This window comes from Micromonospora sp. WMMC241, assembly GCF_027460165.1.
Lineage (GTDB): Bacteria > Actinomycetota > Actinomycetes > Mycobacteriales > Micromonosporaceae > Micromonospora > Micromonospora humi.
The window spans coordinates 1,009,985-1,034,447 of sequence record NZ_JAPZBF010000001.1 but is presented as its reverse complement, the minus strand read 5'-3'; the positions used below and the strand labels follow the sequence as shown (position 1 = coordinate 1,034,447).

Below are 24,463 nucleotides of genomic sequence, written 5' to 3'. Positions count from 1 at the left end.
CCGGCCGACCGTGACGCCATTCGACTGGCGTGAAGACAGTCGTGCGGACAAAGGGCCGCGGGCACCGACCCGCGGCCCTTTCCCGGCATCGTCGCCGCGCCGCCCGCCGTGCCCGGGACCTGCCAAGATCGCCGGTTGGTCCGGCCTCGCCGGTCGTGCGAGTTGACCATGTAAAGAGGACGCGAAAGCTGCCGACCACTCTTGCGAACCACCCTGGGGCGTCTGCGAGTATGTCCCAATGCCCCAGCAGCAGTCCTCCCCTCTTGCGTTCTTCGATAACGCGAACTCACAGCCCGATTTCACTGTTGGCCTGCGCGGATACAACACCAACCAGGTCGACGACTTCATCGGCCGGTTGAGCGCCGCACTGAGCCAGTCCGAGCAGGCCCGCGCCGAGGCCGAGCAGCGGATGAACGACGCCCAGCGCCGCCTCCGGCAGGCCGAGCAGCGCCAGGGCGCGCTCGAGCAGAAGCTCACCGAGACCAACAAGCAGCTCGAGGAGAACAGCCGGCCGACCCTCTCCGGCCTGGGCACCCGCGTCGAGCAGATCCTCCGGCTGGCCGAGGAGCAGGCCAACGACCACCGCAACGAGGCCAAGCGCGAGTCGGAGGGCATCCTCTCCGCCGCCCGCCTCGAGGCCCGGGAGATCACCGACAAGGCGCGCGCCGAGGCGGCCGCCATGAAGGCCACCGCCGAGCGTGAGGCCGGCAGCGTCCGCACCGCCGCCGAGCGTGAGGCCGCCGAGGTGCGCGTGCAGGCCCGCCGGGAGGCGGACACCCTGCGCGCCGACGCCGACCGGGAGACCAAGCAGCTGCGTACGGTCACCGCGCACGAGGTGGCCGAGCTGAAGTCGACCGTCGAGCGGGAGGTCGCCACCCTGCGCGCCACCGCCGAGCGGGAGATCACCCAGCAGCGGGCCAAGGCCGCCCGGGAGGCCGAGGAGAAGCGGGCCGAGGCCACCAAGCTCCTCACCGACGCGCGCGACAAGCGCGACAAGGACCTGCAGGCGCTGGAGCTGCAGCTCGCCGAGCGGCGTGAGAAGGCCGAGCGCGAGGAGTCGGCGCGGCACGCCGCCCAGGTCAGCCAGACCCAGAAGATGGTCAACGAGGCCGAGCAGCGGGCGCGCGCCGCCCAGGAGCGGGCGAAGGAGATCGAGCAGCGGGCCGAGGCTCGCCGGGTCGAGTCCGAGCGCACCGCCAACGACACCGTCGACAAGGCCAAGGCGCTGGCCGACAAGACGCTGAACGAGGCCCGGGCCGAGTCGCAGCGGGTGCTCAACGAGGCCCGCACCGAGGCCGAGCTGACCACGCAGGCGGCCCGCCGCGAGGTCGAGGACCTCACCCGCCAGAAGGACGCGGTCACCTCGCAGCTCGGGCAGATGCTCTCCGGCCTGGCCGGCATCGTGCCGGGCGTGCCGGCGGGCGGCAACAAGCCCGAGGCGCCGAAGGCCGACGCCGCCGGGCAGAAGGTCACGGCCGAGTCGGCCGGCTGAGCACCACCCGCTGACGGGGCATGAGCCGCGGCGCGGAGTGACACCGGGTCACCGGTGCCACTCCGCGCCGTCATGCTTTCTCCGGACCGTTTCGCCACGAGGGTGAAGTAGGTCCCAGAAGGGGCGTCCGTATCGCCCCCACAGAGCCGGATGCGTGTGAGGATGGGGGCATGTCGCACGGCGAGGAACTGTTCGCGCTCGGCGGGGACGTGACCACGGAACCCAGCTTCGAGTCCGCGCTGCGGGGATATGAGAAACGTCAGGTCGACCGCTACGTCGCCCGCGCCGAGCACGAGATCGCGGCGCTGACCACCGAGCGGGAGCAGGCGTACACCCAGATCCACAAGCTGGCCGGCCAGGTCGAGGTGTTGCAACGCGACCTCGCCCAGGTGCGCAAGCAGGTGGGTGTGGTCGACCGCGCCTCGTTCCGGCATCTCGGTCCCCGGGTCGAGCAGATCCTCACCATGGCCGAGGAACAGGCCGACGACATCCTCGCCGCCGCCAACGAGGAGATCGAGGCCCGCCGGGCCGCCGCCGAGCACATCGTCGAGGAGGCCCGGGAGCAGGCCGCGCAGGCGCTCAAGGACTTCGAGATCGCGCTCGCCGCCCGCCGCGCCGAGGAGGAGCGGCACACCGCCGCCCGCAAGGCCGAGGCGGAGGCCACGCTGAAGGCCGCCAAGGACGAGTCCACCAAACTGCGGACGGCCGCCCAGGACGAGGCCGAGAAGCTGCGCCGGACCGCCCAGGACGCGTTGGCCAAGGCCCAGCAGGAGGCCACCCAGCTGCGGGACACCGCCAAGGAGATCCACTCCCGGGCCCAGCAGGAGGCCGCGCGGCTGCGCGAGTCGGCCAAGGAGGCGCTGGCCAAGGCCCAGCAGGAGGCCAACCAGCTGCGCGAGGCGGCCAAGGAGGTGCACGCCAAGGGTCAGCAGGAGGCCAAGCGGCTCACCGACGCCGCCGCCGAGGCCGGCCGGGCCACCCACGCCAAGGCGCTGGCCGAGGCCAAGAAGATCGTGGACGACGCGGAGGAGGCCGCCAAGGCCACCCGCGGCCGGGCCCGCACCGAGGCCAACCGGCTCACCACCGAGGCCGTCGAGGCCGGCAAGCGCAACCGCGCCGAGGTCGAGGCGTACGTGCAGCGGATACGCACCGAGACCGAGGCGTACGTGCAGCAGTCCCGTGCGCAGACCCAGCAGGAGCTGGGCGCCTGGCGGGCCGGGGTCGAGAAGGAGGTGGCCGGGCAGCGGGAGAAGGCGGAGAAGGAGTTGGCCCAGCGCCGCGCCGCCGCCGAGCAGGAGTTCGCCAAGCGCCGCGACGAGCTGGACAAGCAGCACACCACCCGGCACGAGGAGCTGGAGCAGGCATACTCCACCCGGCGCGACGAGATCGAGCGGAACGCCGCGAGCATCCGGCAGGCCGCCGAGTCCGACGCGCTCACCATGCGGCAGCAGGCCGAGCTGGAGGCCGCCGAGCTGCTGCGCCGGGCCGAGGCGAGCGCCACCGAGCAGCGCCGCAAGGCCGACGAGCACGTCGCGGCCTCACGTCGCCAGTTCGAGGAGTACGCGGCCACCACCCAGCAGCACCTGGCCACCACCCAGCAGCACCTCGCCGCGACCCAGCAGGAGGTGGCCGCCGGCCGGCAGCAGCTCGCCGGGGTGATGCTGGAGATCGCCAAGGCGCAGCAGGAGCTGGCCGACCTGCGCACCGAGACGTGGAAGTCCCGGCAGGAGTCCGACGACCTGGAGAGTCGGCTCACCGCGCTGCGCCGGGACGCCGACTCGGCCGGCATCGCCGCCACCCCGGTCGACCCCGGTGACCTCGCCACCGCCGCCAACGGCGGCCGGTCGACGGGCGACGGCGTTCCCGTGGGCAGCGGCAGCCGCTCGACGGGTGACGGCGTTCCCGTGGGCGGTGGTCCGGCCGACAGTGGCGCCCTGGCCGGCGCCGGTGCGGCGAAGGGCACGGCCGCGGTGCCGGCCAACGGCGCCGGGCCGGAGAAGGGCGGGAACCGGTCGACCGGCGAGCCGGCCGAGGCCGGGCAGGCGAAGCCGATCGCCGAGCCGGTGACGACGATGGACTCGGCCGTCGGGGCGGGCGTCGACGGCGAGCCCACCGTGGCCGCCGTACCGGGCGAGGGCGGCCGGGGCGCCACACCCACGAAGATCACCAGCACCGGCGAGAACGGCAAGCGCCCGACCAAGCCCACCACCGACGAGCGCAGCGCCAAGCCCAGCGCCGTCACCGTCGACAAGGACTGACCCCCGCCCCCGCCCTCGGATCGATCAAGAAGTTCGCGCCCGAGTCGATCTCCCGAACACAAACTCCTTGATCACTGACCCGACCCCACCCCGCCGGCGCACGCCCCGTGGGTGATCATGAAGTTGACCGCCTCGGAGAGCGCTTTCCGCACCGTCAACTTCATGATCGACCGGGCTGGGAGAGGGCGGGCCGAGGGATGGTCGGTACGCGCGGCGACCACTACCCTGCGGGGCGGGGGCCGCGGCGCCGACGACGCGCGGGCGGCGCAGGAGCGCTCGACATGCCGGTCGGGGCGACGGGGAGCTGGTGGGAGGCACGGTGTCGCAGGAGGGGTCCGCCGCGCCGGAGGACGACGACCCGTTCGAGGCGTTGCGCGAGGAGCCGGGGCCGGAGCCGAGCGACCCGGATCGCGCGCCGACACCGCCGGACGAGACCGCCCCGGAGGACACCACGCCCGCCCGACCTCCGGCTTCCGGCGCAGCCCGCCACGCCAGCACCGGACCCGGCCCGACCACACGCACCGGCACCACCCGCACCGGACCCGGCCCGACCACCCCGACCGCAAGCACCGGCACCGGCCCGACACCCCGGGCCGGAAGCACAGGCGCCGCCGTCACCGAGATCGAGCCTGGCGAGTTCGAACCGTCCGGGCGCTTCGGCGTGCCGGGGCGGCCGCTGCGTCGCAACAGCTTCCTGGTCGGGTTCACCGGCGCGCTCGGCGTGCTGCTGGCGTACGCCGTCTTTCTGGGCGTCCGGAACGCGGCCGGCATCCTGGTCCTGGTGGTGATCGCGCTCTTCCTGGCGGTCGGCCTGCACCCGGCGGTGGTCCGGCTGCGCCGCTGGGGCCTGCCGCACGGGTTGGCCGTGGCGGTGGTGACGCTGACCGTGGTGCTGCTGATCGTGGGCGGCCTGCTCGCGCTGGTGCCCCCGGTGGTGACCCAGTCCGGGCAGTTCGTCCAGCAGCTACCCGGCTACGTCGAGGATCTGCGCCGCAATCCCACCGTCAACGACCTCGTGGTCCGCTACGACGTGATGGAGCGGGTCCGGTCGGCCGCGAACGCCGACACCATCAGCCGGGCGCTCGGCGGCGTGCTCGGCGGAGCGCAACTGATCTTCGGCACGATCTTCCGGGTACTGACCGTGCTGGTGCTGACGATCTACTTCCTGGCCTACTTCGACAAGCTGCGCAGCCTCGGGTACGCGCTGGTCCCGCGCTCGCGCCGGGAGCGGGTACGGCTGATCGGCGACGAGATCCTGACCCGGGTCGGCGCGTACATGGTCGGCGCGCTGGCCATCGCGGTGCTGGCCGGGGCGAGCACGTTCGTGTTCGCGATGGTGGTCGGCCTGCCCTACCCGTTCGCGCTGGCCGTGGTGGTGGCGGTGACCGACCTGATCCCGCAGATCGGCGCGACCCTGGGCGCGGTGGTGGTGACGCTTGTCGGCCTCGCCACCGACCTGCCGGTGGGCATCGCCTGCCTGGTGTTCTTCGTGGTCTACCAGCAGGTGGAGAACTACTTGATCTACCCGAAGATCATGCGCCGGGCGGTGTCGGTCAACGAGGTGGCCGCGCTGCTCGCCGCGCTGCTCGGGGTGTCGCTGCTGGGCGTTGTGGGCGCGCTGATCGCCATCCCGACGGTGGCCGCGTTGCAGTTGATCCTGCGTGAGGTGGTGCTGCCCCGCCAGGACGCGCGCTGAGGTGCTACTCGGCGCTGCGCTGGGCCGGGCCGGGGACCGGCGTGTCGGCGAACGCGGCGACCGTGCGGTCGGCGTACGAGCTGACGTCACCGGTCTCCATCGGGCCGTCCCACGTGGTCGGCAGCGGCAGCGGCACGGCCGGGGCGACCCGCCGGACGATCTCGTCGAGCACCGTCTCCGCGTCGCCGACCCAGAGGTGCTTGGCGCCGGGCACGCCGACCACCTCGGCCTGCGGCACGGCGGCGAACCGCTGCCGCGCCTCGTCGGGGCGCAGGTAGTCGTCGAACTCGGGCACCAGTGCGGTCAGCGGCCGGCCGGACTCGGCCCAGACCGCCAGGTCCTCCGGGGCGGAGAAGCGCAGCGGCGGGGAGAGCAGGATCGCGCCCGTGACCGCCGGGTCGCAGCCGTGCTTCAGCGCCAGGTCGGTGCCGAACGACCAGCCCACCAGCCAGATGTTCGGCAGCTCGTGGAACTCGGCGTACTCGATCGCGGCGGCCACGTCGAACCGCTCGCCGTCGGCGTTGTCGAACGCCCCCTCGCTGGTGCCCCGGACGCTGCTGGTGCCCCGGGTGTTGAACCGGAGCACGGCCAGGTCGGCCAGGGCGGGCAGCCGCCAGGCCGCCTTGCGGAACACGTGGCTGTCCATCATCCCGCCGTGGGTGGGCAGCGGGTGCAGGCAGATCAGCGTGCCGACCGGTTCGCGGTCCAGTGGTCGGGCCAGCTCGCCGACGAGCGTCAGCCCGTCGGCGGTGTGCAGCTCGATGTCTTCCCGGCGGCCGGGCAGGATCGACGACGCGCGGATCGCAGTGCTCACCGTGCCAGTCTCCCGCGTCGCCGGCCGCGCCGCCCGCCGGGGCGGGAACCGGGTGATCCAGATCGCTCAGCCGTGGCGCGGGGCGCCCCGGCCGCGCTGGAGGTTGGGGGCGCGCCGTTCCCGGGCGCGCCAGCAACCGCTGTGCCAGTGCCGGCGGTCGGTGAGGTCGCCCCGGTCGTCGGCCGGCCAGGCCACCAGGTGCGGCACGCCGGGCCGGATCTCCTGGTCACAGCCGGGACAACGGTACGTCTTGGCGGACGCGCCGCCGCTGATCCCGCGTACCTGCCAGTCGCCGTCGCGCCACTGCTGCACGGTCGGCACGCCGTGCCGGGCTCGTTCGGCGTCCAGGCCGGGGTCTTCCTCCCGGCGGGGCCGATTGCGACGGGGACTCACAGCAACCAAGCGTACGACCTCGACCCGGCCGAGCAGATCTTGGTACGGGGACGCCCTTCCGGGGGGGCGGCGGTCCCGTACCAAGATCCAGCGCGCGGTGGCTCAGGGCCAGGTCTTCGAGTCGGTCGGGTCCGTCGCCAGTTTCGCGCCCCCCAGCAGCGTCCCCGCCTCCGCCTCGGTGAATCCGGGCGGCCCGGTCCCGTCCGCCGCCCATCGCAGCTGCGCGACCAGGTCCACCTTCGGCTGGCCGAGCAGTTCCAGGGTCGTGCCGTCCGGGCTGAGATACGCGGGGCGTCCGGCGATCGTCCGGTTGCCCTCGGTGCGGCTGCCGGCGACGTGGCTCGCGTAGCGGTAGCGCAGCCACATGTAGTGCGTCCGGTCGCGGTTGACGGTCAGGTTCGCGGTCACCAGGCCCGGGAACGAGGAGACGTCCACGTCGCAACCGACGACCCGCGCTCCGGCGGGCAGGTCCGTCAGCCGCACCGGGCCGGCGCAGCGGCGGGCGGTGTCGAAGCGGAGCACCTCCACCGCGCGGCGCAGCGCGGCCTGGTCGAGATCGGTGGTGCTGGCGCGGGCGTACAGGCCCCGCACCGGCTGCCAGCTCATCAACAGCCCGCTGTTGCCGCGCGCCCGCTGGACCGTGCCGTCGAACGGCAACCGGTCCCGCACCACGTCGACCGGCAGCCCTTCGATCGGGTAGTCGTCCAGGTGTCCGGCTGTGGCCGTCACCTCGACCAGGACCGGCGTGCCGGAACCGACGCTGAACCGGACCGATTCGATCGTCCCCGCGTGCGCCCCCCAGCCCAGGTAACGGGCCCGGCCCGGGTCGATCGCGAAGTGCAGCACGCCGGGGTCGGTGCCGACCCGGGCCGGTGCGACCGCCGCGCCGGGGACCCCGTCGGCGAGCGGCGGCACCGGGGGCGGCGCCACCGCCGGCGTCGTGGCGGTCCACGGCAGCCGCCCGGCCAGCCCGCCCACGTCCGCCTTGACCACGCCGACGAAGCCGAGCACGCCGACCAGGGCGAGCGCGGTCCCGGCGGTGACCCGGCGGCGGACCTGCCGGCGCCGGCCGAGCGCGCGGGAGCCGCGCAGCAGGCGGCGGGCGTCGATCTCCCCTTCGGCGCGCTCCCGCAGCACCGAGGCGATCCGCTGGTCGAGGTCGGTCACGGCCGGCTCCCCTTGGTCGTCGGGACGCCGCAGCGCTCCCGGAGGTGGGTGAGCGCCCGCATCGCATGGGTGCGGACGGTGACCGGGGAGCAGTCGAGGATCTGGGCGATCGTGTGGTCGTCCAGGTCCTCGTAGTAGCGCAGCACGAGCACGGCGCGCTGGCGGTCGGGCAGGGCGCGGATCATCCGCCACATCTCGTCCCGGTCGGCCGCCTCGCCGTCCAGGTCGCCCCGCTGGGGCCGCTCGGCGAACGTGTCCACCGCCAGCTCGCGGCTGGAGCGCCGCCGCCACCAGGAGTTGTTGGCGTTGACGAGCATCCGCCGCACGTACACGTCGGGCCGGTCCGCGCGGGCGATCCGCCGCCAGTGCACGTACGCGCGGGCCAGCACGTCCTGGGTCAGGTCCTCGGCGCGGTGCGCGTCGCCGGTCAGCAGCCGGGCCAGGCGTAACAGGGCCGGGCCCCGGCTGCCGACGTACTCCTCGAAGGTCACACCCTCATGACGCCGTCACCGGCGCGGCTTGTTGACCCGGCTCAGCGGCTGGTGTGGTCGCGGAACCCGCGGCCGCTCTTGCGCCCCAGGTAGCCGGCGGTGACCAGGTGCTCCAGCAGCGGCGCCGGGGCGAATCCGGGCTCGCGCAGCTCCAGGTACAGCTCCCGCTGGATGGCCAGCGAGACGTCCAGGCCGACCACGTCGAGCAGCTCGAACGGGCCCATCGGGTAACCGCAGCCGAGCTTCATCGCGTAGTCGATGTCGTCGGCGGTGGAGTAGCTGGCCTCCAGCATCTTCACCGCGTCGTTCAGGTACGGGAAGAGCAGCGCGTTGACGATGAAGCCGGACCGGTCGCCGCAGACCACACCGGTCTTGCCCACCGCGGCGCAGATCGCGCGGGCGGTGGCCGACGTCTCGGCGGAGGTGCGGATGGTCCGGACCACCTCCACCAGCGGCATGATCGGCGCCGGGTTGAAGAAGTGCAGGCCCACCACGTCGGCCGGCCGCTGGGTGGCCATCGCGACGTCGATCACCGGCAGCGAGGAGGTGGTGGTGGCGAGCACGACACCCGGCTTGCAGATCTCGTCCAGGCTGGCGAACAGCGCCTTCTTGACGCTCAGCTCCTCGACCACGGCCTCGACCACCAGGTCGACGTCGGCGAGGTGCTCCAGCGTGGCGGACCAGGTGATCCGGCCCATCGCGGCGTCCCGGTCGGTCTCGGCGAGCTTGCCCCGGACCACGCCCTTGTTGAGCGAGGTCTTGACCGCCTCGCAGACCTTGGCGGACTTCTCCGCGCCCCGGGTGACCGAGACGACCTCGTAGCCGGCCTTGGCGAAGACCTCGATGATGCCGGTGGCCATGGTGCCCGACCCCACGACGCCCACCTTGGCCACGGCCCGGGCGCCGTCGGCGACCGCGGCCTCCGCGGCGACCGGCGTGTGCTCGTCGGGTACGACCTTCGGCGAGCCCGGCCGCTCGTAGGTGTAGAAGCCGCGCCCGGACTTCCGGCCGAGCAACCCGGCGGTGACCATCTGCTTGAGCAGCGGGGCCGGGGCGTGCCGGCGGTCCCGGCCACCGCGCCGGTACATGGTGTCGAGGATCTCGTACGCGGTGTCCAGCCCGATCAGGTCCATCAGCGCCAGCGGACCCATCGGCAGGCCGCAGCCGAGCTTCATGGCGGCGTCGATGTCCTCGCGGGTGGCGTAGCGGGCCTCGAACATGCCGACGGCGTGGTTCAGGTAGCCGAACAGCAGCGCGTTGGCGATGAACCCGGCCCGGTCGCTGATGGTCACGTCGACCTTGCCGAGCCGCTCGCAGAGCGCCTCCACGTCGGCCACCACCTCGGCCGAGGTGACCACCGTGCGCACCACCTCGACCAGCTTCATCACCGGGGCCGGGTTGAAGAAGTGGATGCCGATGACCTGGTTCGGCCGGGTGGTCGCGACGGAGATCTCGGTGACGCTCAGCGACGACGTGTTGGTGGCCAGGATGGCGTCGGGCTTGCAGACCCGGTCCAGCTCGGCGAAGATCCGCTGCTTCAGGTCCAGGTGCTCGGGCACCGCCTCGATCACCAGGTCGACGTCGTGCAGGGCACCCAGCCCGACCCGGAAGTCGACCCGCGCCATCAGCGCGTCCCGGTCGGCCTCGGCGAGCTTGCCCTTGGCCACGGCGCGGTCGGTGGAGCCGGTCAGCGTGACCCGGCCGCGCTCCAGCGCGGCGTCGGAGATCTCCACGGCGGTCACGTCGACGCCGTTGCGGGCGAACACCTCGACGATGCCGGCACCCATGGTGCCCAGACCCACCACACCCACCCTGGTGAACTCGCGCGCCACGACCGGCCTCCCTCGGTTGACTCCGCCGTTGCCGACTTGAACGGCCGCTAAGGTTATGCGCCGGAGTCTGCCACGTGACGCTGTGTTGTCGAGACGCCGTGGGATATTTCACGGGCCTGTCTCAGGCGGGCGCGACCACCCCGGCGAGCGCCAGCAGTTCGGCGACGAACTCGGCCGGGCGCTCCAGGTGTGGGCTGTGCCCGCAGCCCGGCAGCGCCACCTCCCGGTAGGTGCCGCCGGCCGCCGCGTACCGGTCCAGCACCGCGCGGGTCTGGGCGACCATCGGCTGCGGCGGGCACTCGTCGGCGCCGGGCCACCCGGGCACGATCCCGAGCTGACCGAGGTACGCCAGGTCGAACAGCGAGGTGTCCGAGACGATCACGTCGGCGTCGCCGCGTACCCAGGTCACCGGCGGCTTGACCGGCACGGCGACCAGCTCGTCGGCGAGCCGGAAGTGGGCCGGGGCCAGCGCGTTGAGCACGCCGCGCCGGCCGGCGGCGGTGCCCGGCCAGTTGGCCGAGCCGACCGCGGTGCCGGGGTAGTTGTCGTCCCCGGTGACGGTGGTCAACATGCTCTCCAGCAGCAGGTCCTCGTGCTCGCCGAGCGACGCCGGGTCGGCCACGTAGGCGGCGCGCAGCACGTTGCGCGGGCTGGTGGGGCCGTCGGCGCCCCGGTCACCGGCGGCGAGGCGGGCCACGAAGTCGGGGTTCGCGCCGCCCGCCCCGGTGCCGGCGAAGTCGGGCGTGGTGGCGGTGCCGTCGACGTCGCGGGTGCCGCCGAAGCCGTACGGCGAGACCGGCGCCGCCAGCAGCAGCCCGGCCACCCGCTCCGGGTGGTCGACCAGCAGGCGCATCGCCACCCCGCCGCCGAGCGAGTGCCCGGCCACCACCGGCCGGGCGCCGGGCGCGAACAGCCCGGGGACGTCGAGCAGGGCGGCCACGTCGTCGGCGAAGTCACCGAGCCCTCGGGTGGCGTCGACCGGGGCGGTGTCGGTCTCGCCGTATCCGCGCAGGTCGGGGGCGACCACCCGGAGCGTCTCCGGCAGCCGGGGCAGCAACGGTTCCCAGAACGCCGAGGACGAGACGTTGCCGTGCACCAGCAGCACCGGCACGCCGTCCGGTGGGCCGGCCACCCGGACCGCCTGGGTGATGCCGTTGGCCTGAACCGTCTGCCGCGCGCTCCGCATCCGCGCATGCTGGCACACCGCCCGGCCGTTGACCATGTGGCCGGCCCCCATGCCCGGCGGCCCGCGCCTGTCGCCGGCCTGGCCCGGGTCGCGGCGGCCGGGCCGGTCAGCCGGCGTCGACCGGCTGCGCCTCGCGCGACTCGATCGACTGCCGCGGCGCCGGCACGGGCAGCGGGAGGGTGGGCCGCTGGTCGCGGCGCGGCCGGCCGAAGCTCATTCCGACCGGATCGGTGCGGGCCACGCCCGGATCGTAGAGGCGCAGGTCGGTGCGGCCGAGCCGGACCACGTCCCCGTCGGAGATCGGCACGCTGCCGGTGATCCGCGTGTCGTTGAGCCAGGTGCCGTTGGTGGAGCCGAGGTCGGTCAGCAACACCCCCTCACCGGTGGCCTGGACGGTGGCGTGCCGGCGGCTCAGGTGCGGGTCGGCGAGCACCACGTCGGCGGTCGGCGCCCGGCCGATCACCTGCACGCCCCGCCCGACCCGGAAACTGAGCCCGCGCATCGCCCCGCCCGACACCGTCAGCAACGGCATCAGCTCAGGATGCTCCTCCATGGACAGTCGACCTCCACCCCACATCGCCCCGCGGCGTCAGCCTGCCACCTCACCGTAGTGGCTCCCACCACCGCGCGGTCACCCCCGCGACCCCGGGTGGTCAACTCCCGTTCGCCGTTCGGACGGCCGGGAAGGGCGCGATCGGCCATTAACTGACGTCGATACGATCGCGGTCGGTACGGGCAGCGTGCGGGCCCCGCGACACCTACCGGTGAGTAATATTCGGGTCTAGACTGCGGCCATGACCGCCGTGCATGTCCCCGGGACCCCGCTCATCTCCGACGGCCGGCTGGTGTCGACCAGCCCGGCGACCGGCGCGGAGGCCGGCCGGCTGCCGGTGGCGACCGAGGCCGACGTGCGTGCCGCCGTCGAGCGGGCCCGCCCCGCCGCCGAGTGGTGGGCCGGGCTCGGCTTCACCGCCCGGCGGGACCGGCTCCAGCGCTGGCGCGGGGTGCTCGCCCGGCGCATCGAGGAGCTGGCCGACCTGATGCACACCGAGGGCGGCAAGCCGGTCGGTGACGCCGTGGTCGAGATCCTCACCGCTTTGGAGCACGTCGACTGGGCCGCGCGCAACGCCCGACGGGTGCTCGGCCCCCGGCGGGTCCGCTCCCGGCTGATCCTCGCCGAGTTCACCGGCCACCTGGAATACCAGCCCCACGGCGTGATCGGCGTGATCGGCCCGTGGAACTACCCGGTCTTCACCCCGATCGGCTCCGCCGCCTACGCGCTGGCCGCCGGCAACGCGGTGGTGTTCAAGCCGAGCGAATACACCCCGGCCGTGGGCCAGTGGCTGGTCGACCGGTTCGCCGAGGTGGTGCCGGAGCAGCCGGTGTTCCAGGCGGTGCACGGGCTGGGCGACGTCGGCGCGGCGCTGTGCCGCTCCGGGGTGGCGAAGGTGGCCTTCACAGGCTCCACCGCCACCGCCAAGAAGGTGATGGCGGCCTGCGCCGAGACGCTCACCCCGGTGCTGCTGGAGGCCGGCGGCAAGGACGCGATGATCGTCGACTCCGACGCCGACCTGGACGCCGCGGCCGAGGCGGCCGTGTGGGGCGGCCTCACCAACGCCGGCCAGACCTGCATCGGCATCGAGCGGGTCTACGCGGTCGACCAGGTCTTCGACGCGTTCGTCGACAAGGTGGTGGCGAAGGCCGGCCGGCTGACCGTGGGCGCTGAGGGCGCCGACCTCGGCCCGATCACCATGCCGTCCCAGATCGACGTGATCCGGAGGCACATCGACGACGCCGTCGCCCGGGGCGGCCGGGCGGTGCTCGGCGGCCCGGCGGCGGTGCAGCCGCCGTACGTGCACCCGACCGTGCTGGTCGACGTGCCCGAGGACTCGACCGCCGTCCGTGAGGAGACGTTCGGCCCGACGCTGACCGTCAGCCGGGTCCGCGACGTCGACGAGGCCGTCGAGCGCGCCAACGCGCTGCCGTACGGCCTCGGGGGTTCGGTCTTCGGCCGGGCGCGGGCGGTGGCCGTGGCGCGGCGGCTGCGCTCCGGGATGGCCTCGGTCAACTCGGCGCTGACGTTCGCCGGCATGTCGACGCTGCCGTTCGGCGGCACCGGCGAGTCCGGCTTCGGGCGGATCCACGGCGAGGACGGGCTGCGCGAGTTCGGCCGCCCCAAGGCGATCACCCGCCGGCGGGCCCGCTCGTTGCTGCCCGCCATGACGTTCGAGCGCACCCCGGCCGACGTCGCCCGCCTGGTCCGGGTGGCCAAGCTGATGTACGGCCGGAAGCGCTGAGCCCGGTCAGAACAGCGTCAGCTCGTCGCGCTCGATGCCGCGCAGCTTGTCGTAGTCGACCACCACGCAGCGGATGCCGCGGTCGGTGGCGAGCACCCGTGCCTGCGGCTTGATCTCCTGCGCCGCGAAGACGCCGGTGACCGGCGCGAGCAGCGGGTCGCGGTTCATCAGCTCCAGGTAGCGGGTGAGCTGCTCCACCCCGTCGATCTCGCCGCGCCGCTTCACCTCGACCGCGACCGCGCCGGCGTTGGCGTCGCGGCAGAGCAGGTCGACCGGGCCGATCGCGGTCATGTACTCGCGGCGGACCAGCGTGTAGCCCTCGCCCAGCGTCCCCGGGTTGGCGGCGAGCAGCTCCTGCAGGTGCGCCTCGACGCCGTCCTTGCGCAGGCCGGGGTCGACCCCCAGCTCGTACGAGGTGTCCTGGAAGATCTCCTCCAGGGTGATCCGCAGCTCCTCGCCGGCCTTGTTGACCACCCGCCACACGCCGGGCGCCTCCTCCAGCCGACACGGCGGGCTCATCCAGTTCAGAGGCTTGTAGGCCCGGTCGTCCGCGTGGATCGACACCGAGCCGTCCGCCTTCACCATGAGCAGCCGGGTGGCCGGCGGCAGGTGAGCCGAGAGTCGTCCGACGTAGTCCACCGAGCACTTCGCAATGACCAACCGCACCCGACGAGGGTAGCCGAGCCCTCGGCCGGCGCCGACGAGCGCCACTGGCGCACCGGTGCCATATTGAGATCGTGCTCGAAGTCCTCACCGGTTCCGGTCTCGCCGCCTCGGCGGGCCTCAACGCCTACATCCCGCTGATGCTGATGGGCCTGCTGGCCCGCTACACCAACCTGATCGAGCTGCCGAGCGGCTGGCAGTGGCTGGGCAACGGTTGGGTCCTGCTGATCCTCGCCGTGCTGCTCGCGGTCGAGGTGGTGGCCGACAAGGTGCCGGTGGTCGACCACGTCAACGACATGGTGCAGACGGTGGTGCGGCCGACCGCGGGCGGTCTGGCGTTCGGTGCCGGGTCCGGTTCGGAGACGGTGACGGTCAGCGACCCGGACACGTTCTTCTCCACCCACCAGTGGGTGCCGGTGGTGGTCGGCGTGCTCATCGCGCTCGGCGTGCACCTGCTCAAGGCCGCCGCCCGGCCGGTGGTCAACGCGACCACGGCCGGCTTCGGCGCGCCGGTGGCCAGCACCGCCGAGGACGCCACCAGCGTGATCATGTCGGTGGTGGCGATCCTGCTGCCGGTGCTGGTGCTGGTGTTCGCGGTCGGCCTGGTGGCGTTCGTGGTCTGGCTGTTCCGCCGCCGCAGGGACCGACGCCGGGAACGCGAGGCGGCCCGGGCGGCCGGCTTCCGCGTCTGACCGTGCCGCCTCAGCGGCTGCGATAGGTCATGCAGTCGGCCATGTCCATGTCCGGACCGACGGTGATGGCCGGGGCGTGGCACTCCAGGTCGGAGTTGTGCTGGCAGTCGGACCGCGAGCAGGCGCCGACCTGGGCGGTCAGCTGCTCGATGCCGCCGCGCACCGGCATGTCCACGTAGGTGTGGCAGTGGGCGTGGTCGCTGCTGCCGATCGTGATGGCGAACGCGTGGCAGTCGTTCGTGTGGTTGTAGGCGCAGGACCGGACGGCGCATTCCTGGACCCGGGGCATCTCGATCGACGCGGTCATCATTCCGCCCTTCCGTGGTGTCTTGCCCCGACTTTAGGCTTTTCACCGCTTCACCGGGCCGGATCCGGCGTTAAGAAGGGGCCCCGCCTCTACCGGATGCGTTAACCGGGGGCCCCGCCTTACATCCGCTCGCGGATGACGGTGACCAGCTCATCGATGATGCCGGTGAGCGCGAAGTCCTTCGGCGTGAACACCCGGGCCACCCCGGCGGCCCGCAGCGCCTCGGCGTCGGCCGGCGGGATGATGCCGCCCACCACCACCGGCAGGTCGCCCCGCCCGGCGGCGCGCAGCCCGTCCAGCACCGCCGGCACGGCGGCCAGGTGCGAGCCGGAGAGCACGGAGAGGCCGACCAGGTCGACGTCCTCCTCCACCGCGGCGGCCACGATCTGCCCGGCGGTCAGCCGGATGCCCTGGTAGATCACCTCGAAGCCGGCGTCGCGGGCGCGCACCGCGATCTGCTCGGCGCCGTTGGAGTGCCCGTCCAGCCCCGGCTTGCCGACCAGCAGGCGCAGCCGGCCGCTGCCCAGCTCGCGGGCGGTGGCGGCGACCCGCTCGCGGACCGCCGCGAGGCTCGCGTCGCCGCCGGCGCCGGCCGCTCCGGACAGCCCGGTCGGCGCCCGGTACTCGCCGAACACCTGGCGCAGCGCGCCCGCCCACTCCCCCGTGGTCACCCCGGCGGCCACGCACGCGAGCGTCGCCGGCATCAGGTTCGTCGTGGTCGCGGCGTCCGCGCGCAGCCGGTCCAGCGCCGCGTCGACGGCCGCCGCGTCCCGGTCGGCCCGCCACCGTCGTACGCCGGCCGCGGCGTCCGCCTCGACGGCGGGGTCGACCTGCTCGATCGCCTCGGCGCCGGCCGCGGTCAGCGGGGACGGCTCGGTCTCGGTGAACCGGTTGACGCCGATCACCACGTCCGCGCCGGACTCCATCCGCCGGCGGCGGTCGGCCAGCGAGGCGACGAGCGCGCTCTTGAGGTAGCCGGACTCCACGGCGGCCACCACGCCGCCCATCTCCAGCACCTTGTCCAGCTCCACCCGGGCCCCGGCCACGATCTCGTCGACGAGCGCGGTCATCACGTGCGACCCCTCGAACAGGTCGGGATATTCGAGCAGGTCCGACTCGTACGCCAGCACCTGCTGCATGCGCAGCGACCACTGCTGGTCCCACGGGCGGGGCAGGCCGAGCGCCTCGTTCCAGGCGGGCAACTGCACGGCCCGGGCCCGGGCGTCCCGGGAGAGCGTGACGCCGAGCATCTCCAGCACGATCCGCTGGATGTTGTTCTCCGGCTGCGCCTCGGTCAGGCCCAGCGAGTTGACCTGCACGCCGTAGCGGAACCGGCGCTGCTTCGCCTCCGTCACGCCGTAGCGGTCGCGGGTGATCTCGTCCCACAGCGCGCCGAACGCGCGCATCTTGGCGATCTCCTCGACGAAGCGCACCCCGGCGTTGACGAAGAACGAGATCCGCTGGACCACGTCGCCCATCCGCTCGGCCGGCACCTGCCCGGAGTCGCGCACGGTGTCCAGCACGGCGACCGCGGTGGCGAGCGCGAAGCCGACCTCCTGCACCGGCGTCGCGCCGGCCTCCTGGAGGTGGTACGAGCAGATGTTGACCGGATTCCACCGCGGCATCTCCCGCAGCGTGTACGCGACGACGTCGGCGGTCAGCCGCAGCGACGCGGCCGGCGGGAAGATGTAGGTCCCCCGGGACAGGTACTCCTTGATGATGTCGTTCTGCGTGGTGCCGGCGCAGCGGCGCAGCTCGGCGCCCTGCTCGACGGCGGCGGTGCCGTAGAGCGCGAGCATCCACATGGCCGGCGCGTTGATCGTCATCGAGGTGTTCATGTCGGCCAGCGGGATGCCGTCCACGAGCGCACGCATGTCGCCGAGGTGCGCCACCGGCACGCCGACCCGGCCCACCTCGCCGGCGGCCAGTTCGTGGTCGGGGTCGTACCCGGTCTGGGTGGGCAGGTCGAACGCGACCGACAGCCCGGTCTGCCCCTTGGCCAGGTTGCGGCGGTAGAGCGCGTTGGAGGCCGCGGCGGAGGAGTGCCCGGCGTACGTGCGCATCACCCACGGGCGGTCCCGCTCCGGCAGGCGTCCCGGCATCACGTCGTCCATGGCCGGAGTCTAAGTTACCGTTCAGTAAAAGAAGCTGTGCAAAACCACACAGTTGGATGTCCGCACCGGTGGGCCGGCCGGCCCCTGGAGTGTGGCCGGCCCACCTGGTGGGTCATTCGCTGCGCGCGGTCTGCGGGCCGGTGACGCGTTCCAGCAGCGGCAGCGTGGCGGCGACGACGGCGAGGCAGCCGAGCAGCCCGACGGCCACCACGGCGGCGAACCCGAGCCCGGGCAGGCGCAGGTCGTAGTGCATCTGCGCGCGCAGGAACAGGTGCGCGGCGACCAGGCCCATCCCGACCGCGACCGCGGCGACGGTGAGCATCGGCGCCACGGTCTCCAGCGCCACCACCCGGCGCAGCAGCCGCACCGGCGCGCCGCTGAGCCGCAGCAGGCTGAACGGCCGCTTCCGCTCGCTGAGGCCGGCCGCCACGGCGACCGCCAGGCTGCACCCGGCGAGCGCGAGGCTGAACACCACCACCACGTCGGCCAGCCGCTGCCAACCCCGCATGGTGTTCGCGAAGTCGGACTCGAAGTCGCCCGGCACGGTGGGCGCCACTGCGTGGGCGGGGAACGCGGCCTCCATGATCGTCCGGGCCCGCTCGATCGCGGCCGGGCCGTCCGCGTCGACCGCCAGCGAACCCGCCGGCAGCTTGGGCAGGGCCGCCGGGTCGACCTCGGAGGCGGGCCATACCCGGTCCGCCGAGGCGGACTCCCGCCAGGGGATCAGACCCTCCGTCACCTCGGCCACGCTCGCCCCGTCGGCGCACCGCCCGTAGGCGGCCGGGATGTCGACGCAGGCGATCACCCCGTCGTCGTGCCCCTCGCCGCGCACCGGGTTCTCCCGGATGACCACGACGTTGCGCACGCCGGGTACCGCGGTCAGGTCGGTCGGCAGCCTGGCGGGCACCTGCGCGTCGTCGTCCCCCAGCCAGAAGGACAGCCGGCCGGCCTCCAGCGAGCCCCGGGGGGCCGGGCCGCGCTCGGCGGCGATCGTCCCCATGATGCCGACCGCCACCGTCGTCACGAACAGCGCGAGCATCACCCCGCTCACCGCCCGGAAGCCGGCGGCCGGGTTGTCGGCGAGCCGGCGGGCGGCGATCAGCGTGGCCGGCCGCCCGGCTCGGGCGGCCATCGCCCGCGCGCCGACCATGGTCAGCCAGGGTCCGCCGGTGACCAGCCCGGTCATCACCAGCAGCAGCGACGGTAGGAAGAGCGCGGTCTGGCCGTCGCCGGTGACGGGCCGGTAGAGCAGGCCGAGGCCCAGCCCGGCTAGACCGAGCACGAGCGGGATCAACCGGTACGCCCGCGGCGGTCGCGGCGTGACCCGCCGGGTGACGCCGAGCGGGGAGATCCGCACCCGGCGCAACGCGACCCGGGCCGCGACCGCCGCGCCCGCCGGCACTCCGAGCGCCACCAGCAGCACGTCCGGCGCGCCGAGGGTGAGGTCGTCGGGGAAGTACGGCATGCCGGTGAACGGGATCGCGGCGAGTTGCCCGCGGAACGCGAGGAACAGCGCGAAGCCGGCCGCGACGCCGATCGCCGCCGCGAGCGTGGCCTCCACGGCCGCGACCACCGAGATCTGCCGTGGCGTGGCACCGACCAGCCGCATCGCGGCGAAGCGTTGCTCCCGGCGGGCGGCGCCGAGCCGGGTCGCGGTGCCGATGAAGATGAGCACGGGGAAGAGCAGGCCGCCGGCCACCACGCCGAGGATGAGGTCGATAGCGGTCTCCGGCAGCGGCGCCTCGTTGCCGGCCACCCGGGTGACCTTCCGGACCCGGTCCAGCGCACCCACCTGCTCCGGCGTCCCGCCGACCAGGATCAGCAGGCTCTCCGGCGAGGTGAGCGCCGCCGGGCCGACGGCGCCAAGGTCGCGGCCGGGATAGCGGTCGCCCAACTGGTCGGCCGGCGTGGTGGCGAGCAGCTTCCGCAGCGCCGGGGAGGCGTAGTACTCGCCAGGGCCGGGCACGCCTGGCACGCCGACCGGGGTGGGCGCGGTCGGCCCGGTCGCGGCGACGTCGACGCGCTGGATCTGGGTGCCGTGGAAGTAGTCGAACCGGGTCGACCAGAGCAGCGGGTCGGCCGCGCCGCCCGGCGTCTCCTGCGGATACATCGCGGCGTACCGGCCGAGCTGGGCGTTGGTGGCGTGCACGCCGGCCACGGTGGTGAGCAGCAGCCCGGCGCCGATCGCGACGGCGGCGGCGATGGCGGCCAGCCGGACGAGCGCCTCCCGGCCGCCCGCGACGGCCAGGCGCAGCGCGAGGGCGATCACGAGGCGACCCCCGCCGGCGCGTTGATCCGGCCGTCGCGCACCACGACCTCCCGGTCGGCGTACGCGGCGACGCGCGGTTCGTGGGTGACCAGGACGACGGTGGTGCCCTGTTCCCGGGCGGTGTCGACGAGCAGGTCCATCACCTCCTCGCCGGTGAGCGAGTCGAGCGCGCCGGTCGGCTCGTCGGCGAAGAGCACCTGCGGCCGGGCGACCAGCCCTCGGGCCAGCGCCACCCGCTGGGCCTGCCCGCCGGAGAGTTCCCCGGAGCGGCGGTGCTCCAGGCCGCCCAGCCCGAGCCGCTCGAACCAGGCGCGGGCAGACCGTAGCGCCGGGGCACGCCGGACGCCGCCGAGCAGCAGCGGCAGCGCGACGTTCTCCGCCGCGGTGAGTTCGGGGACGAGCTGGCCGAACTGGAAGACGAACCCGAAGCGGTCGCGGCGCAGCGCGCTGCGCTCCGCCTCGCCGAGCGCGTCGAGCCGCACGTCGCCGAAGCGGACCTCGCCGGAGTCGGGCACCAGGATGCCGGCCAGGCAGTGCAGCAGCGTCGACTTGCCGGAGCCGCTGGGGCCCATCACGGCGACGATCTCACCGGCCTCGACGGTGAGGCTCGCGCCGCGCAGGGCCGGGGTGTCGCCGAACGAGAACGTCACGTCCCGGGCCTCGATGGTCACGGTCATCGCCGTACCGCCTTCCGTAGGGCGTCCAGTCGGGCGCCGGCCATCTCGATCCATCTCAGGTCCGCCTCCAGGTGATAGAGGCCGTGGTCGGCGAGCATCACGTCGACCAGCCCGCCGGCCCGCTTGACCTCGGTCAGCTCCCGCATCCGGCGCAGGTGGGCGGCGCGCTGCGTGTCGAGGTACTCCTCGGCCGGGCGGCCCAGCATCAGGGCGAGCACGACCTTGGCGAACAGCACGGTCTGCAGGTGCGGCTCCGGCTCGACCGGCTCGGTCAGCCAGTGCTCCACCTCGGTGGCGCCCCGGTCGGTGATGACGTAGCGCTTGCGGTCGGGGCCGGCGCCGGGCTCGACGTCGCTGACCACCACCTTGCCGTCGCGGGCCAGCCGGCTGAGCGTCGAGTAGACCTGCCCGTAGGGCAGCGGCTTGCCGCGCCCGAAGAAGGTGTCGTAGTCACGCTTCAGGTCGTAGCCGTGGCTCGGCTCGCGTTCGAGCAGGCCGAGCAGGGTCAGGGGAACCGTCATGGACCGAGACTACACCGGGTGTATACCTCGCGTATATAGCGAACCCGGGACCGGCGCGGGTGACGGCAGGACGCACACTTGAGACATGGACCAGCAGCTCGCGATCTCCGTACGGGGACTGCGCAAGACGTACGGCGACAACGTCGCGGTGGCCGGGGTGGACCTGGACGTCCACCGGGGCGAGGTGTTCGCCCTGCTCGGCCCGAACGGCGCGGGCAAAACCACCACGGTCGAGATCCTGGAGGGCTACCGACACCGCGACGCCGGCGAGGTCCGGGTGCTCGGCGTCGACCCGGCCAAGCCGGACGCCGACTGGCGCTCACGAGTCGGCATCGTGCTCCAGGGCACCGGCGAGTTCGACGAGCTGACCGTCGGCGAGGTGGTCCGGCACTTCTCCGGCTTCTACCCGGACGCCGACGACCCGGCCAAGGTCGTCGAGCGGGTCGGGCTGGGGGCCAAGGCCAAGGCTCGTACGCACACGCTCTCCGGCGGGCAGAAGCGCCGCCTCGACGTGGCGCTGGGCATCATCGGCCGCCCCGAGCTGCTCTTCCTCGACGAGCCGACCACCGGCTTCGACCCGGAGGCCCGGCGCGAGTTCTGGGAGCTGATCCGGGACCTCTCCGCCGCCGGCACCACGATCGTGCTCACCACCCACTACCTCGACGAGGCCGAGGCGCTCGCCGACCGGGTCGGCGTGATCGCGGCCGGCCGGGTGGTGGAGGTGGCGCCGCCGAACCGGCTCGGCAACCGGCAGGAGGCGCTGGCGACCGTCTCCTGGCGTACCCCGGACGGGCTGGCGGAGTCGGCGGAGACCGCGACGCCGACGGCGCTGGTGGCGGAGCTGGCCGCGCGCTTCGGCGGCGAGGTCCCCGGCCTGGCCGTGACCCGGCCGACCCTGGAAGACGTCTACCTGCGGATGATCGGACACTCATGACCACCACCACGAAGCCGGCGGCCCCGGTCACCGCCGCGCCGGCCCGGCGGCTCGGCCCGGGCGCGCTGGCCCTGCGCCAGGGTCGGCTGGAGATCACCCAGTTCCTGCGCAGCCGGGAGTCCGTCGTCTTCACGATGGGCTTCCCGATCATCATGATCCTGATCTTCGCGGCGATCTTCAGCGACGAGATCGCCCCGGGCGTCAGCTACACGCAATATTTCATCACCGGCATGATCGCCACCGGCCTGATGACGGTGAGCTTCCAGAACCTCGGCATCTGGATCCCGATCGAGCGGGACCGGGGCGTGCTCAAGCGCTACCGGGGCACGCCGATGCCGAAGTGGGTCTGGTTCGCCGGCAAGGTGATCATGGTGGTGGTCATCGGCATCGCCGAGACCGCGCTGCTGCTCGCCGTCTCGGTCGCGCTGTTCGACCTGGACCTGCCGCAGACCGCCGCCAAGTGGCTGACGTTCGGCTGGGTCGCCGTCCTCGGCGTCACCGCCTGCACGCTCTGCGGCATCGCCATCTCGTCGCTGGCCCGCACCGCCCGCAGCGGCTCGGCAGTGGTCACCCCGGTCGCGCTGGTGCTCCAGTTCATCTCCGGCGTGTTCTTCGTCTTCACCAGCCTGCCCACCTGGATGCAGCAGGTCGCCGCGATCTTCCCGCTCAAGTGGATGTGCCAGGGGCTGCGCTCGGTCTTCCTGCCGGACAGCTTCGGCGCACAGGAGCCCGGCGGCTCGTTCGAGCTGGGCACTGTCGCGCTGGTGCTCGGGGCGTGGTGCGTGATCGGCCTGGTGCTCTGCCTGACCACCTTCCGGTGGACCACCCGCCGCGACGGCTGAGGTGCAAGGAGGGGCCCCTTCTTAACGCCTGGCGTAGAGAAGGGGCCCCTTCTCACCCGAGGTGGCACACTCGCCGGCATGGGACGCACGTTGAGCCGGCGGGCGCTGCTGACCGCCGCAGGGGGGATCGCCGGCGTCGGGCTGGTCGGCGGCCTGGCCGCCCGGCAACTGTCCGGGCCCCGGCCCGGGTCGGGGCCGGCCCTGCCCGACGCGCCGGCCGGGGACGAGCGGCTGATCCGCATCGCCTCCGGCGCCCGCGGCCGGGAGGTGGACTTCTGGACCGCCGTGCCGGACGGCTACGGCGACGGCCGCGGCCTGCCCGTCTGCCTGGTCCTGCACGGCGCGTCGGCCACCCCGCGCGACTTCGGCCGGTTCGGGCTGGCCCGCTTCCTCACCGACGCGGTACGCCGCGGCGCCCCGCCGTTCGCGCTCGCCGGCGCGACCGGCGGCCGGCTCGCCTGGCGCCGGACCGGGGACGACGACCCGCAGCGGATGGTGCGTGAGGAGGTGCCCACCTGGTGCGCCAGGCGGGGCTTCGACAGCAGCCGGCTCGCCGTCTGGGGCTGGTCGATGGGGGGCTTCGGGGCGCTGCTGCTCGCCGAGACGTACCCGAAATGGCTGCGGATGGCCGCCGCCTTCTCCCCCGCGGTGAGCCCCGGCGACGCGGTCTTCACCGGTGTGGACAAGCTGCGCGGCACCCCGGTCGGGCTGTGGTGCGGCCGGCAGGACAACTTCCTGAAGGACGTCCGCGCGCTGGCCCGGGTGCTGCCCGAGCGCCCGGCGCGCGCCGCCTGGGCCGACGGGCGGCACAACTTCGGCTACTGGGGCACCGTCATCCCGGACGCGTTCGCGCTGCTCGGCGCCGCGCTCACCCCGCCCCGGACGTGAACCGTCCAGGGCGGGGCGGTAGACACGCTCAGTACGGGTAGAAGCCCTGCCCGGTCTTGCGTCCCAGGTCACCGGCGGTGGCCATGCGCTGGAGCAGCTCCGGCGGGAAGAACTTCTCGTCGGCGGTGTCGGTGTAGATGTTGCGGGTGGCGTTGAGCAGCACGTCCACACCGGTCAGGTCGACCGTGGCCAGCGGGCCCATGGCGTGCCCGAAGCCCAGCTTGCAGGCGGTGTCCAGGTCCTCGGCGGAGATCACGCCGGACTCGACCAGCTTGACCGCCTCCATCGCCAGCGCGCAGATCAGCCGGGTGGTGACGAAGCCGGCGATGTCCCGGTTGACCACCACGACGGTCTTGCCGATCTCCTCGGCGAAGCCACGGGCGGTGTCCATCGTCGCGTCGCTGGTCTTGTAGCCCCGGACCAGCTCGCAGAGCTTCATCATCGGCACCGGTGAGAAGAAGTGGGTGCCGACCACCGACTCCGGGCGCTGCGTGGCGGTGGCGATCTGGGTGACCGGGATGGCCGAGGTGTTGGTGGCCAGCACCGCGTCCGCCTTGCAGATCTTGTCCAGCGCGCGGAACACCTCGTGCTTGATCTCGATCTTCTCGAAGACCGCCTCGACCACGATGTCCGCGTCCGCCGCCGCCTCCAGCTCGGTGGTCGGGGTGATCCGGGCCAGCGTCGCCTCGACGTCGGACGCCTCGATCTTCCCCTTCTCGGCGAACTTCGCCAGCGACTTCCGGATGCCGTCGACGCCCCGCTTCGTGGCCGCGTCGTCGACGTCGCGCAGCGTCACCTGCCAGCCCGCCTGCGCCGCCACCTGCGCGATGCCCGAGCCCATCAGCCCGGCACCGACGACCGCGAGTCGACCCGCCATCTGCTTCTCCCTCGCCCGTTTTCTACAACGTCTGGGAGAACCCTACTTAACGA

Annotated in this window: 22 protein-coding genes; 8 read left to right on the top strand and 14 right to left on the bottom strand. The window is 73.4% G+C overall.

Going from position 1 to position 24,463, the window contains the following annotated elements; genetic code table 11:
• Nucleotides 1–238 precede the first annotated feature (238 nt).
• The 3 genes from O7598_RS04990 to O7598_RS04980 all read left to right on the top strand — a co-directional run bounded on the left by O7598_RS04990 (nucleotide 239) and on the right by O7598_RS04980 (nucleotide 5,446).
• A complete protein-coding gene (locus O7598_RS04990) occupies nucleotides 239–1,492 on the top strand; it encodes a DivIVA domain-containing protein (protein WP_269690217.1) in 1,254 nt (417 codons plus the stop codon).
• A gap of 170 nt (nucleotides 1,493–1,662) precedes the next feature.
• Nucleotides 1,663–3,750, top strand: coding sequence for a hypothetical protein (locus O7598_RS04985; protein WP_269690216.1), 2,088 nt, complete (start codon nucleotides 1,663–1,665; stop codon nucleotides 3,748–3,750).
• A gap of 622 nt (nucleotides 3,751–4,372) precedes the next feature.
• Nucleotides 4,373–5,446 (top strand): AI-2E family transporter, encoded by a 1,074-nt coding sequence (locus O7598_RS04980; protein ID WP_269694750.1) that lies wholly within the window; start codon nucleotides 4,373–4,375, stop codon nucleotides 5,444–5,446.
• 4 nt (nucleotides 5,447–5,450) lie between these two features.
• Here the strand turns inward: O7598_RS04980 and O7598_RS04975 are convergent, their stop codons facing one another.
• From O7598_RS04975 to O7598_RS04945, 7 genes are all read right to left on the bottom strand, one after another.
• Nucleotides 5,451–6,260 (bottom strand): alpha/beta hydrolase, encoded by an 810-nt coding sequence (locus O7598_RS04975; RefSeq protein WP_269690215.1) that lies wholly within the window; start codon nucleotides 6,258–6,260, stop codon nucleotides 5,451–5,453.
• Nucleotides 6,261–6,326: 66 nt separating this feature from the next.
• A complete protein-coding gene (locus O7598_RS04970; RefSeq protein WP_269690214.1) occupies nucleotides 6,327–6,653 on the bottom strand; it encodes a hypothetical protein in 327 nt (108 codons plus the stop codon).
• A gap of 102 nt (nucleotides 6,654–6,755) precedes the next feature.
• On the bottom strand, nucleotides 6,756–7,820 hold the full coding sequence (locus O7598_RS04965; protein ID WP_269690213.1) for a hypothetical protein: 1,065 nt from the start codon (nucleotides 7,818–7,820) through the stop codon (nucleotides 6,756–6,758).
• On the bottom strand, nucleotides 7,817–8,311 hold the full coding sequence (locus tag O7598_RS04960) for a SigE family RNA polymerase sigma factor (RefSeq protein ID WP_269690212.1): 495 nt from the start codon (nucleotides 8,309–8,311) through the stop codon (nucleotides 7,817–7,819). The genes O7598_RS04965 and O7598_RS04960 overlap by 4 nt, the downstream gene beginning before the upstream one ends.
• A 41-nt stretch (nucleotides 8,312–8,352) precedes the next feature.
• On the bottom strand, nucleotides 8,353–10,143 hold the full coding sequence (locus O7598_RS04955; RefSeq protein WP_269690211.1) for a 3-hydroxyacyl-CoA dehydrogenase family protein: 1,791 nt from the start codon (nucleotides 10,141–10,143) through the stop codon (nucleotides 8,353–8,355).
• 121 nt (nucleotides 10,144–10,264) lie between these two features.
• Nucleotides 10,265–11,329: an alpha/beta hydrolase gene (locus O7598_RS04950; RefSeq protein ID WP_269690210.1), complete on the bottom strand. Its 1,065-nt coding sequence runs from the start codon at nucleotides 11,327–11,329 to the stop codon at nucleotides 10,265–10,267.
• A 106-nt stretch (nucleotides 11,330–11,435) separates the two neighbouring features.
• A complete protein-coding gene (locus O7598_RS04945; protein ID WP_269690209.1) occupies nucleotides 11,436–11,882 on the bottom strand; it encodes an FHA domain-containing protein in 447 nt (148 codons plus the stop codon).
• 241 nt (nucleotides 11,883–12,123) lie between these two features.
• On the opposite strand from O7598_RS04945, the gene O7598_RS04940 reads away from it, so the two are divergent.
• Nucleotides 12,124–13,626 carry an aldehyde dehydrogenase family protein gene (locus O7598_RS04940; RefSeq protein WP_269690208.1) on the top strand — a complete coding sequence of 501 codons (1,503 nt, stop codon included), beginning with the start codon at nucleotides 12,124–12,126 and terminating at the stop codon, nucleotides 13,624–13,626.
• A 6-nt stretch (nucleotides 13,627–13,632) separates the two neighbouring features.
• On the opposite strand, the gene nucS is transcribed toward O7598_RS04940, so the two are convergent.
• Nucleotides 13,633–14,292, bottom strand: coding sequence for an endonuclease NucS (nucS, locus tag O7598_RS04935; protein WP_269690207.1), 660 nt, complete (start codon nucleotides 14,290–14,292; stop codon nucleotides 13,633–13,635).
• Nucleotides 14,293–14,363: 71 nt separating this feature from the next.
• Between nucS and O7598_RS04930 the strand changes: the two genes are divergently transcribed.
• Nucleotides 14,364–14,981, top strand: coding sequence for a DUF4126 domain-containing protein (locus tag O7598_RS04930; protein WP_269690206.1), 618 nt, complete (start codon nucleotides 14,364–14,366; stop codon nucleotides 14,979–14,981).
• 10 nt (nucleotides 14,982–14,991) lie between these two features.
• On the opposite strand, the gene O7598_RS04925 is transcribed toward O7598_RS04930, so the two are convergent.
• The 5 genes from O7598_RS04925 to O7598_RS04905 form a co-directional block, all read right to left on the bottom strand.
• Nucleotides 14,992–15,288: a DUF1540 domain-containing protein gene (locus O7598_RS04925; RefSeq protein ID WP_269690205.1), complete on the bottom strand. Its 297-nt coding sequence runs from the start codon at nucleotides 15,286–15,288 to the stop codon at nucleotides 14,992–14,994.
• Between the two features lie 119 nt (nucleotides 15,289–15,407).
• Nucleotides 15,408–17,402 (bottom strand): protein meaA, encoded by a 1,995-nt coding sequence (locus O7598_RS04920; RefSeq protein WP_269690204.1) that lies wholly within the window; start codon nucleotides 17,400–17,402, stop codon nucleotides 15,408–15,410.
• Between the two features lie 112 nt (nucleotides 17,403–17,514).
• Nucleotides 17,515–19,671 carry an FtsX-like permease family protein gene (locus O7598_RS04915; protein ID WP_269690203.1) on the bottom strand — a complete coding sequence of 719 codons (2,157 nt, stop codon included), beginning with the start codon at nucleotides 19,669–19,671 and terminating at the stop codon, nucleotides 17,515–17,517.
• Nucleotides 19,668–20,348 carry an ABC transporter ATP-binding protein gene (locus tag O7598_RS04910; RefSeq protein ID WP_269690202.1) on the bottom strand — a complete coding sequence of 227 codons (681 nt, stop codon included), beginning with the start codon at nucleotides 20,346–20,348 and terminating at the stop codon, nucleotides 19,668–19,670. Before O7598_RS04910 ends, O7598_RS04915 begins: the two co-directional genes overlap by 4 nt.
• Nucleotides 20,345–20,869, bottom strand: a complete 525-nt coding sequence (locus O7598_RS04905) for a PadR family transcriptional regulator (protein WP_091069172.1) — start codon at nucleotides 20,867–20,869, stop codon at nucleotides 20,345–20,347. The genes O7598_RS04910 and O7598_RS04905 overlap by 4 nt, the downstream gene beginning before the upstream one ends.
• Nucleotides 20,870–20,954: 85 nt before the next feature.
• On the opposite strand from O7598_RS04905, the gene O7598_RS04900 reads away from it, so the two are divergent.
• From O7598_RS04900 to O7598_RS04890, 3 genes are all read left to right on the top strand, one after another.
• A complete protein-coding gene (locus O7598_RS04900) occupies nucleotides 20,955–21,803 on the top strand; it encodes an ABC transporter ATP-binding protein (protein ID WP_269690201.1) in 849 nt (282 codons plus the stop codon).
• Complete coding sequence (locus tag O7598_RS04895; RefSeq protein WP_269690200.1) at nucleotides 21,800–22,645, top strand: ABC transporter permease; 846 nt, start codon at nucleotides 21,800–21,802, stop codon at nucleotides 22,643–22,645. Before O7598_RS04900 ends, O7598_RS04895 begins: the two co-directional genes overlap by 4 nt.
• 78 nt (nucleotides 22,646–22,723) lie before the next feature.
• The gene (locus O7598_RS04890; protein ID WP_269690199.1) at nucleotides 22,724–23,533 is read left to right on the top strand and encodes an alpha/beta hydrolase; all 810 of its coding nucleotides are present in this window, start codon (nucleotides 22,724–22,726) and stop codon (nucleotides 23,531–23,533) included.
• A gap of 28 nt (nucleotides 23,534–23,561) precedes the next feature.
• Here O7598_RS04890 and O7598_RS04885 read toward each other — a convergent pair whose 3' ends face one another.
• Nucleotides 23,562–24,410: a 3-hydroxyacyl-CoA dehydrogenase family protein gene (locus tag O7598_RS04885; protein WP_269690198.1), complete on the bottom strand. Its 849-nt coding sequence runs from the start codon at nucleotides 24,408–24,410 to the stop codon at nucleotides 23,562–23,564.
• Nucleotides 24,411–24,463 lie beyond the last annotated feature (53 nt).